The following is a 16,300-nucleotide window of genomic DNA, read 5'->3' on the forward strand; positions in this document are numbered from 1 at the left end:
TAAAGTAAACCTAATTAAATGAAGGTTTAAAATTATCGATATTCTAGCATAAAAGCTCTAATGCGAACAACTTGAAATTACCCAGCGAGCCTAGAAAATTGCTGTCAATGCCCGTAAAAATCACATAAAAATAAAGACCTACAAACAAAAAACTCGTTACATTTTAAGGTAACGAGTTTTTAGACGAACTATTTATCGCACATTAAATTACTTATTTATGATGCTCTAACATTTCATCAAACTTAAGACAGATACTCTCTTCAACTTTAGGAGAGAGTTTACTGACGATATAAATAGCCAATGAACAAACAATAAAGCCAGGTACTATTTCATACATAACAGCACTAAGCGCCTGTCCACCAATGGTGATAGGTGCATAAATCCAAATAAGTACTGTTACTGCGCCACTTAGCATTCCGACTAAGGCGCCATTACGTGTCATATCTTTCCAATATAAACAGCCAATAACAACCGGTCCAAACGCAGCGCCAAAACCAGCCCAAGCATTACTTACTAAGCTTAAGATACTGCTATCACGATCGTAAGCTAAATAAATGGCGACCAATGCCACCAAAAGTACTGAAATTCTACCGACTAACACTAATTGCTTTTCACTGGCATCGCGATGAAGGAACGCTTGATAAAAATCACCAGTAAGCGAGCTAGAGGTAACGAGTAGTTGCGAGGATATAGTACTCATTATTGCGGCGAGTATTGCGGCAAGTAAAAACCCTGCGATTAATGGGCTGAACAATAACTGCGATAATACAATAAAAACCGTTTCTGCATCGTCGAGTTTTATACCTGTCTTTGCCACATAAGCAATGCCGGCTAAACCAGTTGCCATAGCACCAATAACCGAAACAATCATCCAACTCATACCTATGCGGCGTGCTGTTGGCATCTCTTTTACACTTCTAATCGCCATAAAGCGAACGATGATATGCGGTTGACCAAAGTAGCCTAAGCCCCAAGCCATAGCAGAGATAATACCAATGGCGCTAACACCACTGAAAATATTTAATAGATCTGGGTTTATCGTTTCGATAGTACTTTGCATCTCAGCCAAGCCGCCTATTTCACTTATCGCGACAACAGGCACTAACACTAAGGCAACAAACATAATACAGCCTTGTACAAAGTCGGTTAAGCTTACCGCTAAAAACCCACCAAATAAGGTGTAAGCGACCACAACACTCGCGGTCACATATAAGCCTAGCTCATAGTTCAAGCCAAAAGAGCTTTCAAATAATTTGCCACCAGCAACAACACCACTTGAGGTATAAAGGGTGAAAAACACGACAATAACAACTGATGATACAATTCTTAATAAGCGTGACTTATCGTTAAATCGATTTTCAAAAAAGTCAGGTAAAGTAATCGAGTCATTCGCGATCTCGGTGTAGGTTCTCAGGCGTGGTGCAACCACTAAGTAATTAATAAACGCGCCTATAACTAAACCAATAGCGATCCAAAGACTACTCAAGCCACTTATATACATGGCGCCTGGTAATCCCATCAACATCCAACCACTCATGTCAGAAGCGCCGGCAGACAATGCAGCGACACTAGGTGATAAACTTCGACCACCTAGCATATAGCCAGCAACGTCGCTGGTTGATTTTTTGTAAGCATATAAGCCAATTAACAGCATGACGATGAAGTAGAGAGTTAAAGAAATTAAGGTACCGATAGCCAAAGTAATTACCTGCTTATTGTTGAGCTAGTTAATGATTAGGTCGCTAAACTAGCAAAATTAGCGAAACAATGAAACCTTAGTCGAATAAGTCATTGTTTGCTTATGAACATAACTAGCGTTAATAGTAAGTAAATAAGAGCGGCAATTGAGGCTAAAAGGCAAACAAATTCAAAAAACTAATGCAATAAATATGGCTATACCATATATTTAGTAGTAATTACCCCATAGAACCTGAGCTAGTTAATAAAATTTATGAATTTTTACGCTGCAAGACAACCTATATTAGATAAAAGTAAAAAACTTTTTGCTTATGAATTACTTTTTCGTGACAGCATAAATAATGTATTTCCAGATATAGATGGCGATGAAGCTACAAGCAAAATGATTGAAGCTAGTCGATTTAATATGGGCATCAGTGATTTTACGGGTAATAAGCCCGCTTTTATTAACTTTACACTTGAAACGTTGAGTCAAGGCTACCCTGAAATGCTTACGCCTGATGAAGTAGTCGTTGAAATTCTTGAAACGATAAAACCAGGTAAAAAGTTATTAGCACTTTGTAAAGATTTACATAAAAAAGGTTACACCCTTGCGTTAGATGATTATGAACATCAAAATGTTTGGGCGCATTTTTATCCTTATATTAAAATCATTAAAATTGATATTCAACAAAGTGGACTTGATGAAATCAAAGAAGTGCTAGGCGCGGTTAAAGATCACCCTCATATAAAAATGTTAGCTGAAAAAGTGGAAACATATGAAGAATATAATCAAATGCTGCAACTGGGCTTTGATTATTTTCAAGGGTACTTCTTTGCTAAACCTGAAATGATTAAGACTAAAAACCTATCACCTTCACAAATGGCAATGGCCGAATTACTTTATGAAACATCTAAAACTGAGCTTGATTTAAACAGTATCACCAGTGTTTTTGAACGCGATGTTTCTTTATCTTATAAGCTATTACGTTATGCTAACTCTGCAATTTTCAAACGTCGCAACGAAATTTCTACTATCAAACAAGCGTTAGTTATTTTAGGCTCAGGTGAATTAAAACGTTTTATTGGATTAATGTTTGCCGTTACCGCAAATCCTGATAAGCCATCAGAATTAATTAACTTAGCGATGACAAGAGCAAAATTTTGTGAGTTGGTTGCACAGGATATTCGTTCTCAACTTGATGCTTCTATCGCCTTTTTAACGGGGCTGTTATCAATGATTGACGCGATATTAGATGAAGATATGGCTACAGTGTTAGAAAAACTACCGCTTTCAAATGATATTAAAGAGCCACTACTTACTAAAAAAGGTGTTATGGCAGCATTAATAAAGCTAGTTGAATTTATCGAACAAGCAGACTGGGATAAAACCACCTTGGTAATGGACAAACTAAAACTCGATAAAGATAAAGTGGTTGAACATTATAATCAAGCCGTCGCTTGGGCTGATGAACAAACAGAGGTAATGGATTAACATTAATTTGACAAAGCTGTAATAATCAAGAAATTTGTATTCCACTACAATCTACACTTATATTTTTACTAAAGGTCAATTACTTAGGGTCAATTACTTAGGGTATTGACCTTTTTATACCCTTTTTATTGAAAAATCATTTAGCCATCTAAACCTCTAAGTTGACAGTTCAATTTTTACTTTTATAATGCTACAACAATATTATTTTATGTAGTTCTACTATGACTGATAAAAAAGCCCCCCAAGAAAACTTATTCGCCCTATTTCCTTTTGCTATTTTTTTAGGACTATTTCTCGGCACTGGTATTATTTTAACTTTGCAAGGTGTTGATTTTGCTTTTTATCAACTCCCTGCAAGTATTGCTATCATTCCTGCAATCATAGCTTCTATGGCGTTAGGAAAATTCTTATCTAAAAGCACTATCGAAGCACAAGTAGCGCAATTTATCAGTGGCGCAGGTCATAATAACATTACAACCATGTGTATTATTTATTTACTTGCAGGTGCTTTTGCTGTGGTAGCAAAGGCTACCGGTAGTGTTGATGCGAGCGTACAACTTGGCCTAGCGATATTTCCTGACTATTTATTACTACCCGGTTTATTTCTAGTCGCTGCGTTTTTATCCACTGCGATGGGAACATCAATGGGTACAATTGCTGCCATTGCTCCTGTTGCGCTAGGGTTTATTGAAACGGCAAACCTAGATGCCGCATTAGTCGCTGGTTGCTTGGTGTCAGGGGCTATATTTGGCGACAATTTGTCAATAATTTCTGATACAACTATCGCTTCTACTCGCAGTCAAGGCGCACACATGAAAGATAAGTTTCGCGTTAACTTTAAATTTGCCGTTCCAGCAGCACTTATTTGTTTAGTGATATTTACAGTATTAGGCGGGGAAGTACATCATGAGCTAAACAGCGAGGCCGCTGTGGTCGGTTTAATTCCCTACGTAGTCATTCTTGTTCTTGCCTTGATGGGCGTAAATGTCTTTGTTGTTTTAACTTTAGGTATTGTTTTAGCTGCAGCAATTGGCATGTTAAGTAGTGGTTATCAATTATCTACTTGGTTAAAAGATATCACTGCTGGATTTTCTAGCATGCAAGATATCTTTATATTATCTCTATTTATCGGTGGTTTAAGTGAGTTAGTTCGCCAGCAAGGTGGTTTATCTGCTTTAACGCGAGTGATAGAAACACTTGCCAGAAAAATAACCCCGAATAATAAAAAGCGTGCTGCCGGGTTGGGGATTGCAGGACTTGCCTTTGTCTGTAATTTTTTCACTGCAAACAATACCGTTTCGATTATAGTCACCGGTGATACAGCTAAAAACCTTGCCACTGATGGCGAGTTATCTCCTGCTGAGTCAGCCAGTTTACTCGATATTTTTGCCTGTATTAACCAAGGTATATTACCTTACGGTGCTCAGGCGTTATTACTAGGCGCAACTTTACATATATCGCCACTGTCAGTAGCAAGTCATGCATTCTATCCTATGATATTATTTTTTGTGGCTGGCTTCTCATTTTGGCGATTAACCAGTAATGCTAAATAACTCTTTTATATTTAGTAGTAGAGCTACTTCTTAGAATATATAAAAAAGGACGCGATTAAGCGTCCTTTTCTTATTTATTTATTTATTTATTATGAAAAGCTAACCATTAACTAAAGAGTAATGCCATGTTCCGCAAGTAATGCTACCAAACCATCTTCTGTAAGTACTGATATGCCTAAATCCTGGGCTTTAGTCAGTTTAGAGCCCGCTTTATCACCTGCGACAACAAAGTGGGTATTCTTGGAGACACTGCCTGATACTTTCGCTCCCAAGGATTGTAAGGCGGTTTTAGCTTCAGTTCTTCCCATTTGGGTTAACGTGCCTGTTAAAACAAAAATTTGCTCTGCAAGTGGTAGCTCGTCTGCTGACTTTATTTCAATAGTTGGCCAGTGCATTACTTCACTTAACCCAGCAACAACCGCTAAGTTATGCTCTTCTTTGAAAAAATTAATGATGTTTTTGGCGACAACTTCACCCACATCAGAGACATTTTGTAAGTCTTCAAGTGAAGCACTTTCAATTGCGACTAAAGTATAAAAATGATTAGCTAAATTAGCAGCGGTAGCTTCACCTACTTCGCGTATGCCTAGACCATAAATAAATTTGGCTAATGTTGTACTTTTAGCCTTCTCAAGTCCATTGATTAAGTTAGTCGCTGACTTTTTACCCATACGATCTATTGTACTCACTTGGATCTCAGTAAGCTTAAACAAATCGGCCGGCGTATTAATCAGCTTTTCATCAACAAGTTGCTCAACAAGCTTGTCACCTAAACCATCAACATCGTGCGCTTTTCTCGAAGCAAAATGTTTAATGGCTTCTTTTCGTTGAGCTGCACAAAACAAGCCCGCGGTACACCTTAGGACTGCTTCACCTTCAGGCTTAGCTACAGCGGAGTCGCATACAGGACAACTTGTTGGAAAGATAATATCAAGAGCATTATCAGGACGTTTATCAAGGACTACGCTAACTATTTGCGGAATAACATCACCTGCACGGCGAATAACGACAGTGTCATTTATCTTCAGCCCTAAACGAGTAATTTCATCCTGATTATGTAACGTGGCATTAGACACTGTTACGCCACCGACAAATATAGGTTTTAAACGTGCAACAGGCGTAATGGCGCCGGTTCGTCCTACTTGAAATTCAACGTCTTCAACACAAGTTAACTCTTCTTCTGCTGGGAATTTATAAGCAATTGCCCAACGAGGAGCGCGTGCAACAAAACCTAAACGCTTTTGTAGGGATATTTCATCAACTTTTAGTACAGTGCCGTCAATTTCATAGCTTAAACCACTACGTTTTTCTAAAATATCTTGATAAAACTCATCACATGCTTGTTCACTTTCAAGCAAACGCACTTCTGCAGACATAGGTAAACCCAGAGTTTTAAGCTGACAAAGTCTTTGATGATGTGAGTTGGCAAAAAAATCACTAGTTAGATCGGTGCTTTCACCACCGTCAACAGAAAAGTCACCGACAAAACCTAAGCTATAAGCATAAAAAGCCAAATTACGCTTAGCGGTAATTTTAGAGTCAAGTTGTCGTAGACTTCCCGCTGCCGCATTACGTGGATTAGCAAAGCCTTTTTCGCCACGCTTTTTAGCCAATATATTTAAGGCATTGAAACTTGCCTTAGGCATAAATACTTCACCACGAACTTCAACGATGTTTGGAAAATCTTTACCGAGTATGCCCATCAACTTAAGCGGAATAGATTTAATGGTGCGGATATTAGTGGTAATATTTTCACCTACTTGCCCATCACCGCGGGTAGCCGCTTGTACTAACCGCCCTTGCTCATAACGCAAACTTACCGCTAAACCATCTAGTTTAGGCTCAGCACAAAAAACTAATGCTTGATTGCTATTAAGTCTATCTTTTACACGTTTCACAAAGGCATGGAAGTCTTCTAAAGAAAAGACATTATCAAGAGAAAGCATTGGCAGTTGATGTGTGACTTGTGTAAATGATTTTAATGCTTGCCCGCCCACTTTCTGGCTAGGGGAATCAATCGTCTTAAGTTCAGGATTAAGGGTTTCTAAATCGATCAATGCTTTCATTAAGCGATCGTATTCTGCATCAGGTACTGTCGGTTGATCTAGTACATAATATTCATGATTATATTGATTAAGCTGCTGTTGCAGTTGGCTAATTTTCTCTTCGGCGTTGGACATAAAAATAATTCACTAAAATTTAATAATTTACATTAGGCCATCACTTTAAGTTTAAATAAAAAGATGACATATATAGATAATTGGTAACAGGTCTTAAATAGTAAAGACACATTATAAAAAATAAAAACGGGCTTAGAGCCCGTTGTAATAAATAAGTATTGTAATGTTCAGTAACAATTACTCCACAAGCGAAATACGACTTTTACGATCAAACTCTCGTATTTTACCTAGGTAGTGTTGCTCAGTTTGTTTGGTCATAACATTACGCTTATCATCGATAACTTGTGCATTGAACTCTTGCGCTAGCTGCTTAGCCGCATTGAGCATCTGTTCGAAAACAGCCAAAGAATCGCCCGCATTAGGCAAGGTCATAAATAAACTGACACCGCGTGTCGCGAAGGTTTCCATACTATCTAAATCGAATGAACCTGGGTTCATTATGTTCGCCAAACTAAAGGTCACCTTGCCATTACCCGCATTATCTTCATGGCGATGAAAAATATTCATTTCACCATACTTTAACCCAAGGGTAAGTAAACTAGGTAACAATGCCGCACCAAACATTTGCTGATTAGCAGGCATTACCACAGATAAAATAATAACTTGTGGCTCTAATCTAGTTTTACCCTTTTCAGGTGCAGTCACTGGTGTACTATTCTGATTATCAAAATCAATTTCTATTTGGTCGCGTTTTAATGAGGCTTTTGACGATGTCTTTTTAATGTTATTAGTTGGCTCGCGAGTAGGCTTAGCTTGTGTAACAGGCTGTTCATACAAAGGTTCAACGTAAACTCGTTCTTTGCGCTCCATAGACTTTGGTTCACTGTTTCCATATGAGGGTCTATTAACTGGTGTTAACTCATCACCTAATTCTTCTTTACTAAATTGGGCACTGTTGTCTTCTTTGAACCAGTCATCTTCAAGGCTGTCATCTAAAGCATTAGTGGAGCTAATATCAATTATTTTAGCTTTTTCTGCCGTTGCCTGAACAGAGATATCGGCTAAAACATCATTTTTTATTAATATTTGGCTTTTAGATAGGTCATCCGGTAAGTGAATACCTGTATTCACAACATGCGCAGCAACAGCCTTATTTTCAAGGTTTATCTTGTCACTTTGCCCATTAGGTTTAACTTTTACTTGCCCAACACCATCTTGATCAAAGCCTTTTCGATCAAAATCACGTGTTATTGGATCGATCTTATCTTTCGATGCTTTTAGTTTATAAGGATTTTTTTGTTTTCTAATTATCCATAAGCCATGAATGAATATTGCGGTAATGACAATGGCACTAAGTATAATTAACACGTTTCTGAAGTTATCTTCCATTTCCGAGCCTATTTACTCTCTTGATTCAATTTTTCATGCGATTATTATCGCAATATATTAACAAGAAACCTTATCAGAAACTCGAGAGATTTGTAACAAGTTAATGTTTAAAAGTATGAAAAAAACTTCTATACTCTCGCGATGAATATCAGTTACTTAGGAATACTTTAACCACATGTCACAATCCCCTAAACAAGCTAAATATGCCCCTATTAATCACAGTGGTGCAAGCTACTTTATTAAGGGCTTCAGCCTGATCAGGCAAAAAGGGATACGTCGCTTTGTTTTTATCCCATTATTAATCAACATCTTACTGTTTGGCTTTACCTTTTACTTTGTCTATTTAGAATTAAATCGCTACATGGAGAGCATTATGGCGTGGCTACCCAGTTGGCTTGATTGGTTGAGCGTCGTATTATGGCCTTTAGCTGTGCTTACAGTTCTGGTCATTTTTTCTTTTATTTTTAGTACCGTTGCTAATTGGCTTGCTGCGCCCTTTAATGGATTATTGTCTGAAAAAATGGAGGCTATTTTATCAGGGCAAGAAACACCAAAGGGGGAAATGCTCGATATAGTTAAAGATATTCCGAGAACATTGAGTAGAGAATGGCAGAAGCTTAGTTATTACTTACCCCGTGCTATTGGGTTTTTCATTCTATTGTGTGTGTTACCAATTGTAGGTCAAATAGTCTGGTTTTTATTTATTGCTTGGATGATGGCGATACAATATAAAGATTATCCTTTTGACAATCATAAAATTTCCTTTACACAGATGAAAGAAGTACTCCAACAAAATAAGGGGATTAGTTATAGCTTTGGTATCACTGTCGCAGTATTTTCTATGATCCCCATTGTAAATCTTGTTGTTATGCCTGTCGCTATTTGTGGCGCGACAGCTTTATGGGTAGATTATTACAAAGATAAAGTATATACCCGCTCCTCTTGAAGATGCTCGTTTCAGGAAGCTTGAGCGAATCATAATCAAGGCACATTTTTTTGTTAAGGGTCACTCCCTTAAAAACAAATGTAACGAGGAGTATGTTTTGCTCAGGCTTCCCCAAAGGGCTGGTTTATAAACGCTTTATGCTGCGTTATTGATTTCGACAATAGAATAACTATTATCTTCAATGCCTTGCCTAAAGGCGTTTATAATTCCAGCTGAAACCTGCATCTTCAAGAGGAACGGGTATAATACTAAATAACCTGAACTTCGGATAAGCGAATTTTCCCAATAACGCTATTTAAGCGACTATCAGCGTTATTTTTACTCCCAATAACCAGTTATTGGTTTGTAAAAATATCTTAATAGACACTTAAATTACGTCACTGGAACTTTAAGTTAATTTGTTCACCTAACTTCAATAAGTTACAAAACTCTTATCCAAACCTCAGGTTAAATATACTTATTGATAATGTTCTGACCTTTATAGCTTTTTTATGCTATTTGTTGTGCAGTTATCGCGTTACTGCTTAAAATCGTATATATTAAAATTATATAAAGAAACATAAACTTGAACGGAAGTGACTGAAATGAAAGTAAAACAAGTTATTAAGCATTTTACATTACTTAGCATGGTAGCAGTTGGCGTTAGTGCTTGTTCTTCGACACAAGATATAGAAGAGCAACCGACTCAAGCCCCTGTTGTTTTAGAACCAATGATTGAAGAGCCAATGGTTGAAGAGCCTGAAGTAGTCAGTGCAGTAATAAACAATGGTGTTATTAATATTCCTGTACTGGAAGATGCCCAAGTTTTTGCTGAATTTACCGATGCATTACCTGCTGTGATAAACTACTTCAGCCAATCAACTGAAGCGCAAGTTATCACTTTTTATCAACAAGCCTTTGGTGATGCGTATTCTCAAGAACGTAAACGTGACCGATTGACCTTAAAATATCGACAAGGTGAAGAATCAATGCGCGTTGTTATCTCACAACAAAATAAGAAGCGTCAGGTAGATGTCATTATTGAAAGTAATAAATAATGCCTGTAAAGATTACAGCATGATTATTTTTTCGGTTTAAGATAGCAAATAAAAAAAGGGTTCAATGTGAAAACATTGAACCCTTTTTTTATGTCTGAAATATTACTTCAACACACCATCCACTGTACCTTGGGCTAAACCATGGTAGCCAGGGCGCGCTTGTTTATACACAGCAAGAGCCCATGCCTTGTTCTCTGCCGTTTTGGCAAGCTCTTTATACAAAGGCACGATTAACTTACGTCGACCAATGCTTTTCAGATAAGTAGCCATTGCAGGGTAAACGTCTTTGTAACCCGCTCTAACTGATAACAAGTACCATGCATGGGTAATCTCGGCATTTGTACTATTTGTTAAATTAAATTCCTTATCTAAGCTAGTCATACGAGCTAGGCTAGTATCTAACGGTAAGTTATTAATAAAATGCAACCATTCGTGTAATGTCCACTGCGTTGTTGGTAATTGCGTTAACGTTAACTCATTAGCAACTAACTGATTTATTTGCTTATCAATAACCTTGAAGGCATTTGAAGTAGGCTGCGGTGCATAGCTTGGTAAACCAGCGTTGAAAATCCATTCATTTAATTCGCTATTGCTAACAATATTTGGATACTTATCAGTTAAATTAGCTTTTAAGTATTTAACAAAGTTATCAGTACCTAGACTTTCGAAAGCATGGCTATCAAAATACTCTAAAACAAAGGCATCAAAACGTTCGCGACCAAACTTCTCTTCTAGGTACATTAAAAACAACTGACCTTTAACATAAGGTACACCTGAGAATGCATCATCAGGATCACGGCCTTTTAAGTCTATATAAAGCTGGGTATCACCCGCATCAAGTTCGAGTAATTCTGCATTTAAGTCTTGTGCGCCAAGCGCTTGTTCCATTACCGCTCGTTCAGTACCAAAAACAGCTTCCATAATACGGTTTTCAACGTAACTGGTAAAACCTTCGTTTAACCATAGGTCACGCCAGCTCTCATTAGTGACTAAGTTACCTGACCAAGAGTGAGCAAGTTCATGAGCAATTAAGTTAACTAAACTTTTATCACCAGCAACAACAGTTGGTGTGATAAATGAAAGACGAGGATTCTCCATGCCGCCAAAAGGAAAGCTTGGTGGTAGCATCAATAAGTCGTAACGACCCCAACGATATTTACCATACATCTCTTCAGCTTTATCAATCATCGCCTGCGTATCATCAAATTCAGCAACGGCTGCGTCTAAAATATAAGACTCAGCATAAATGCCTGTTTGATGGCTCATCGCTTTAAACTGAAGGTCACCAACACCAATAGCAATTAAATAAGGAGGAATAGCTTGTGGCATTGAGAAGAAGTAATCGCCATCACGCTCTGTACCAGGTTCATTATTAGCACTCATTACCGCTAATAAGTCTTTATCGGTAGTGATACGCGCAGTATAAGTTACGCGAACACTGGGTGTATCTTGAATAGGTATCCAAGAACGCGCATGAATTGCTTGGTTTTGACTAAATAGAAAAGGTTTTTCTTTACCTGCAGTTTGCTCAGCGGATAACCACTGTAACCCAGAAGCTTTTTCTGTTGAGTGATAATAAACACGAACTTTTTTAGCATTAAATTGTGTATTGATAGTTAACTTACTACCTAAAACATCATCGCGCTTAGCTAAGTCATAGTTCACTTTTACCCACTGTTCTTGGCTGTTTTGTGCCATTATGCGGTGAATAACAAGATCACGTGTATCTAAAATTAATGGTGTTTTACTCTTTGTAAACCAATCTAATGATAGTTCCGCAAAACCTGATAACGATTTTTTATCAAAATCGACATTCAGATCAAGATAGACATGAGTCGCTTTGACTTGGTCATAATTAGCGTAAGTATATGCATCCGTTAATTTAGACACCTTAACTTGTTTATGAGCGTCGTGTTGATGAACAGGACCTTCATGTGCCCATGTAACTGGCGCTATAGACACAGTAAAAGTGCTGAGTAACAAGCAAAGTTTTGAAAAATGTTTCATTACATTTTATACCTTAAATTTAAATAGTCTCACTCAAACAGAGCACAGACAAAACAGGCCTGTAGATTACTGCGAATCGACAGGCCTGTTCAATACTTTACTATAGATTTATTAAGTTTTATATTGAGTTAATAGCAAGTATTATTTACAGCGCTCGTTAAACGCGCTGTAAAATTAAGGTTTTTGCATTTGAATGACTACTCTACGGTTTTTTCCTCGACCGAGCGTAGTGTCATTGGAGGAGATATGGCGTTTTTCACCATAGCCTTTTGCTTCTATTCGACCCACTTCAATGCCATTTTGTACAAAGTAATCTCTTATTTTGTCTGCACGACGTTCCGATAACTTCAAATTTGACCACCTGCCACCATAACTATCAGAGTAAGCATCAATCAACACCAATTCTAACTCTGGGTCTAGACTCAAATATTCACGGATCATGTCAATACGTTTTTGTGATGCTTTAGTGAATTTATCACTACTTGATTGATAGTTAAGTACGGTATAGGAAATATCATCAAAGCTGTAATTGAGTAAATTCCCTACACAGCCAACAAAATCTCTATAAGCTTTTTTAAAACGAGCTGTTGATAGGCCTACAGATATTTTATCTTGTTCGCTATACCAGTCATTATAATAAAAGGTAGGACTCATGCCTTGCTCTAGCTCACTTAACATAGTCCACGCAACTTTTTTAGGCAAACTAGGATTAAACTGTTTATGTAATTTCATATTCGCTAATGTGCGTGAACCTTTACCCGGTTGCCAATTAGGTGCAACACTGCGCACTTCAGCTAAAGAGTAATTATCGGGTAATAGCATCATATCTAGCTCAAATTCCATATTAAGCTTGCGGCTTGCTTTTGCAGAAAATCGTGCTTCACCATAGCGAGGAATTTGGTGCGACAACGTGCATTGTAGGCGTGAATCATCCGATAACTGCCATTTAGACGTATGGATGTCTGCGCTATATTGACGTATACCTGCTTTTACATCACTACTAAGCAAACTAGTCATTAAGCTAGCGATGACAAGTAAATAAGTACTCATTGATGCGACTATTCTTTTCATAATTTTGCACAATATCGATAGCAGAAACAGGACTATTTAATTATTACCTGTATAGGATATAAAGGGTATCGCCCTAAAGTGATATAACTTTAGCATTTTATCGGTAAAAAATCGCTTTCTAGGGTAAAAAATTAGACTTAATGACTTATAAGTAATCTTCACGGTCGTTTTTAAATAAACTTTCTGCGATAATAATCAGCATTATTTGAAACCTCTATTACTTAGTGACTAATGCCTGAATCAAGCTCTATAGATACCCAGCAAAACGCCCATCTTAATACTGATAAAGTTAAAAGCAAGTTTGCTCAAAGATTTCGGGGTTACTTCCCCGTAGTTATTGACGTAGAAACAGCTGGCTTTAATTCCCAAACGGATGCACTTCTTGAACTTGCTGCCTCAGTATTACATTTAGATGAAGTCACGGGTGATTTCTCTATCGATGAAACAATACAATTCAACATTGAGCCTTTTGAAGGTGCTAACCTTGAGCCAAAAGCACTGGAATTTACCGGCATAGATCCAACAAACCCATTACGTGGTGCTATTGATGAAGATGAAGCACTTAAAGTACTCTTTAAAATGGTTCGAAAAAAGATGAAGGCTGCAGGTTGCCAACGTGCCATTATTGTTGCGCATAATGCAGCCTTTGATTTAGGTTTTTTAAATGCCGCTACCGAACGCTGTAATATTAAACGCAGTCCTTTTCATAGTTTTGTCAGTTTTGACACCACGACTCTGGCAGGTCTCGCTTTGGGGCAAACCGTTTTAGCAAAAGCGTGTATCGCAGCCAAAATAGACTTTAATAATAGTGAAGCGCATAGTGCGTTATATGATACCGAAAAAACAGCAGAGCTATTTTGTCACATAGTAAATAGATGGCGAGCACTAGGCGGTTGGCCTTTAGTTGATGAAGAAACAGAGTCTTAACAACTCAACTAAAAACTAAAATTTAGACAAAAAAAAACCGCTTTCGCGGTTTTTTTATTTTTGCATTGAGATAGTTAATGTAAACAGTTAACTAGTCAACTAACAAAATTATAACTTATCTGCGTTGTCAGTAAGGTAAGCAGCAACACCTTCAGGAGAAGCTGTCATGCCTTTATCACCTTTGTTCCAACCAGCAGGACAAACTTCGCCATGGTCTTGGTGGAATTGTAGAGCGTCAACCATACGTAACATTTCATCTACATCACGACCTAGTGGTAAATCGTTAATTACTTGATGACGTACATTGCCTTCTTCATCAATTAAGAATGAACCACGAAATGCAACACCAGCTTCAGGATGTTCAACATCGTATGCTTTACAAATTTCATGTTTAGTATCAGCAACTAATGTGTATTGTACTGGACCAATACCACCTTCATTTACTGGAGTGTTACGCCATGCGTTATGTGAAAATTGTGAATCGATAGAAACACCAATAACTTCTACGCCACGGCTTTTGAACTCTTCCATGCGGTGATCAAAAGCTAAAAGCTCTGAAGGACAAACAAAAGTAAAATCTAAAGGGTAGAAAAACACTACTGCTTTTTTACCGTTAATTGCTTCACTTAATGTAAAGCTATCTACAATTTCACCGCTACCAAGTACTGCTGCTGCAGTAAAATCTGGTGCTTGACGACCAACTAATACGCTCATTTTATGCTCCATTTTTATTTATGTTAAAAAGTTTACTTTACCTGCCGACTAAGATTGTGGCAGATAGATAATATTTATTATGCGTCTGCTGAACTATCATCTGCTGAGGCATTATTTGCCGCGGCTGCTTTAACTAAGGTTTGTAATTCACCTTGTTGAAACATTTCCATAATAATATCACATCCGCCAACTAACTCACCTTCAACCCATAATTGTGGGAAGGTTGGCCAATCAGCATATTTAGGTAGTTCTGCACGAATATCAGGGTTTTGTAAAATATCAACATAAGCAAATTTTTCTTCACAAGAAATTAATGCCTGTGATGCTTGTGATGAAAAACCACAATTTGGTAATTTAGGAGACCCTTTCATATATAGCAAGATTGTATTTTCGCTAATTTGTTCTTTAATGCGCTCAATTGTATCCATAGTACCCTCTATTAATTAATACTTATTCTATTCTTTTGAATTGATATATCTAACATATGGAGATAAAAAATAAATTATCAACTCTTTTCAATACAAGAAAATAGAATAAGTACTATTATCTAAAATAGCTTAGCTATTGATTTTAAGATGTATAGCCTTGATAATTGCCTTCACAATACCAATATATAAATAATACTTGAGTATTTTACTCAAGTTTATATAAAAACACACCCATTTTTGATTAAAACTTACAATTAGGAGAGCATAATGTCCATTGAATTACCTGCATTACCTTACGAGCAAAATGCATTAGAGCCACACATTTCAGCAGAAACATTATCATTTCATTACGGCAAGCATCACAACACTTACGTTGTAAAGCTTAATGGTTTAATTGGCGGTACTGAATTTGAAAATAAAAGCTTAGAAGAAATTGTTAAAACCTCTTCAGCTGGAATTTTTAATAATGCAGCACAAATATGGAACCATACTTTTTATTGGAATAGCTTAGCGCCAAACGCTGGTGGTGAACCATCAGGTGATTTATTAGCTGCAATCATTAGTAACTTCGGTTCTTTTGATGAATTTAAAGCTAAATTCACTGATAGTGCTATCAACAACTTTGGCTCTAGCTGGACTTGGTTAGTAAAAAATGCCGACGGCAGCCTAGCTATTGTTAATACATCAAATGCAGCAACACCATTAACTGACGAAGGTGTTACACCACTTATTACTGTTGATTTATGGGAACATGCTTACTACATAGATTACCGCAACGTAAGACCTGATTACCTTAACGGTTTTTGGGCATTAGCTAACTGGGATTTTGCTCAAGCTAACTTTAGCTAATAAAGACAAAACCTATTCATATCCGTTCCTCTTGCTCTTTGAAGTGGAACGGGTATAAACCTATCACAGAAGCCAGCCCTTTATTAG

At 37.3% G+C, this 16,300-nt stretch carries 13 protein-coding genes; 6 read left to right on the forward strand and 7 right to left on the reverse strand.

Features of this window, described 5'->3' with window-relative positions; genetic code table 11:
• Positions 1-211 precede the first annotated feature (211 nt).
• Positions 212-1,699: a sodium/proline symporter PutP gene (putP, locus tag CXF71_RS06415; protein WP_101232130.1), complete on the reverse strand. Its 1,488-nt coding sequence runs from the start codon at positions 1,697-1,699 to the stop codon at positions 212-214.
• Positions 1,700-1,951: 252 nt separating this feature from the next.
• Between putP and CXF71_RS06420 the strand changes: the two genes are divergently transcribed.
• Together CXF71_RS06420 and CXF71_RS06425 are read left to right on the forward strand one after the other, a co-directional pair.
• Positions 1,952-3,172 carry an EAL and HDOD domain-containing protein gene (locus CXF71_RS06420; RefSeq protein WP_101232131.1) on the forward strand — a complete coding sequence of 407 codons (1,221 nt, stop codon included), beginning with the start codon at positions 1,952-1,954 and terminating at the stop codon, positions 3,170-3,172.
• 221 nt (positions 3,173-3,393) lie between these two features.
• A complete protein-coding gene (locus CXF71_RS06425) occupies positions 3,394-4,725 on the forward strand; it encodes a Na+/H+ antiporter NhaC family protein (RefSeq protein WP_101232132.1) in 1,332 nt (443 codons plus the stop codon).
• A gap of 110 nt (positions 4,726-4,835) precedes the next feature.
• On the opposite strand, the gene ligA is transcribed toward CXF71_RS06425, so the two are convergent.
• Both ligA and zipA read right to left on the reverse strand, forming a co-directional pair.
• Complete coding sequence (gene ligA, locus CXF71_RS06430; protein ID WP_101232133.1) at positions 4,836-6,905, reverse strand: NAD-dependent DNA ligase LigA; 2,070 nt, start codon at positions 6,903-6,905, stop codon at positions 4,836-4,838.
• Positions 6,906-7,082: 177 nt separating this feature from the next.
• Entirely contained in the window at positions 7,083-8,234 is a 1,152-nt protein-coding gene (gene zipA, locus CXF71_RS06435; RefSeq protein ID WP_101232134.1) for a cell division protein ZipA, read from the reverse strand.
• Positions 8,235-8,409: 175 nt separating this feature from the next.
• Here zipA and cysZ point away from each other — a divergent pair, with 175 nt between their 5' ends.
• On the forward strand, positions 8,410-9,180 hold the full coding sequence (gene cysZ / locus CXF71_RS06440; protein WP_101232135.1) for a sulfate transporter CysZ: 771 nt from the start codon (positions 8,410-8,412) through the stop codon (positions 9,178-9,180).
• Between the two features lie 584 nt (positions 9,181-9,764).
• Complete coding sequence (locus CXF71_RS06450) at positions 9,765-10,217, forward strand: hypothetical protein (RefSeq protein ID WP_232771400.1); 453 nt, start codon at positions 9,765-9,767, stop codon at positions 10,215-10,217.
• 102 nt (positions 10,218-10,319) lie between these two features.
• Here the strand turns inward: CXF71_RS06450 and CXF71_RS06455 are convergent, their stop codons facing one another.
• Together CXF71_RS06455 and CXF71_RS06460 are read right to left on the reverse strand one after the other, a co-directional pair.
• Positions 10,320-12,224, reverse strand: coding sequence for a M1 family metallopeptidase (locus tag CXF71_RS06455; protein WP_101232136.1), 1,905 nt, complete (start codon positions 12,222-12,224; stop codon positions 10,320-10,322).
• Positions 12,225-12,398: 174 nt separating this feature from the next.
• Entirely contained in the window at positions 12,399-13,295 is an 897-nt protein-coding gene (locus tag CXF71_RS06460) for a flagellar protein MotY (protein WP_442871920.1), read from the reverse strand.
• A gap of 231 nt (positions 13,296-13,526) precedes the next feature.
• Between CXF71_RS06460 and rnt the strand changes: the two genes are divergently transcribed.
• Complete coding sequence (gene rnt / locus CXF71_RS06465) at positions 13,527-14,222, forward strand: ribonuclease T (RefSeq protein WP_101232138.1); 696 nt, start codon at positions 13,527-13,529, stop codon at positions 14,220-14,222.
• A gap of 108 nt (positions 14,223-14,330) precedes the next feature.
• On the opposite strand, the gene CXF71_RS06470 is transcribed toward rnt, so the two are convergent.
• Both CXF71_RS06470 and grxD read right to left on the reverse strand, forming a co-directional pair.
• The gene (locus CXF71_RS06470) at positions 14,331-14,936 is read right to left on the reverse strand and encodes a peroxiredoxin (RefSeq protein ID WP_101232139.1); all 606 of its coding nucleotides are present in this window, start codon (positions 14,934-14,936) and stop codon (positions 14,331-14,333) included.
• A gap of 77 nt (positions 14,937-15,013) precedes the next feature.
• The gene (grxD, locus tag CXF71_RS06475; RefSeq protein WP_101232140.1) at positions 15,014-15,364 is read right to left on the reverse strand and encodes a Grx4 family monothiol glutaredoxin; all 351 of its coding nucleotides are present in this window, start codon (positions 15,362-15,364) and stop codon (positions 15,014-15,016) included.
• A gap of 267 nt (positions 15,365-15,631) precedes the next feature.
• On the opposite strand from grxD, the gene CXF71_RS06480 reads away from it, so the two are divergent.
• On the forward strand, positions 15,632-16,213 hold the full coding sequence (locus tag CXF71_RS06480) for a Fe-Mn family superoxide dismutase (protein WP_101232141.1): 582 nt from the start codon (positions 15,632-15,634) through the stop codon (positions 16,211-16,213).
• Positions 16,214-16,300: the final 87 nt, after the last annotated feature.

Source organism: Colwellia sp. 12G3, assembly GCF_002836775.1.
GTDB lineage: Bacteria > Pseudomonadota > Gammaproteobacteria > Enterobacterales > Alteromonadaceae > Colwellia.

Bases quoted from the DNA above. Each gene is read 5' to 3' on its own strand.
- zipA (WP_101232134.1), bottom strand. From the start codon at position 8,234: ATGGAAGATAACTTCAGAAACGTGTTAATTATACTTAGTGCCATTGTC.
- CXF71_RS06470 (WP_101232139.1), bottom strand. From the start codon at position 14,936: ATGAGCGTATTAGTTGGTCGTCAAGCACCAGATTTTACTGCAGCAGCA.
- CXF71_RS06450 (WP_232771400.1), top strand. From the start codon at position 9,765: ATGAAAGTAAAACAAGTTATTAAGCATTTTACATTACTTAGCATGGTA.
- CXF71_RS06455 (WP_101232136.1), bottom strand. From the start codon at position 12,224: ATGAAACATTTTTCAAAACTTTGCTTGTTACTCAGCACTTTTACTGTG.
- ligA (WP_101232133.1), bottom strand. From the start codon at position 6,905: ATGTCCAACGCCGAAGAGAAAATTAGCCAACTGCAACAGCAGCTTAAT.
- CXF71_RS06425 (WP_101232132.1), top strand. From the start codon at position 3,394: ATGACTGATAAAAAAGCCCCCCAAGAAAACTTATTCGCCCTATTTCCT.
- CXF71_RS06460 (WP_442871920.1), bottom strand. From the start codon at position 13,295: ATGAAAAGAATAGTCGCATCAATGAGTACTTATTTACTTGTCATCGCT.
- cysZ (WP_101232135.1), top strand. From the start codon at position 8,410: ATGTCACAATCCCCTAAACAAGCTAAATATGCCCCTATTAATCACAGT.
- CXF71_RS06420 (WP_101232131.1), top strand. From the start codon at position 1,952: ATGAATTTTTACGCTGCAAGACAACCTATATTAGATAAAAGTAAAAAA.
- CXF71_RS06480 (WP_101232141.1), top strand. From the start codon at position 15,632: ATGTCCATTGAATTACCTGCATTACCTTACGAGCAAAATGCATTAGAG.
- rnt (WP_101232138.1), top strand. From the start codon at position 13,527: ATGCCTGAATCAAGCTCTATAGATACCCAGCAAAACGCCCATCTTAAT.
- grxD (WP_101232140.1), bottom strand. From the start codon at position 15,364: ATGGATACAATTGAGCGCATTAAAGAACAAATTAGCGAAAATACAATC.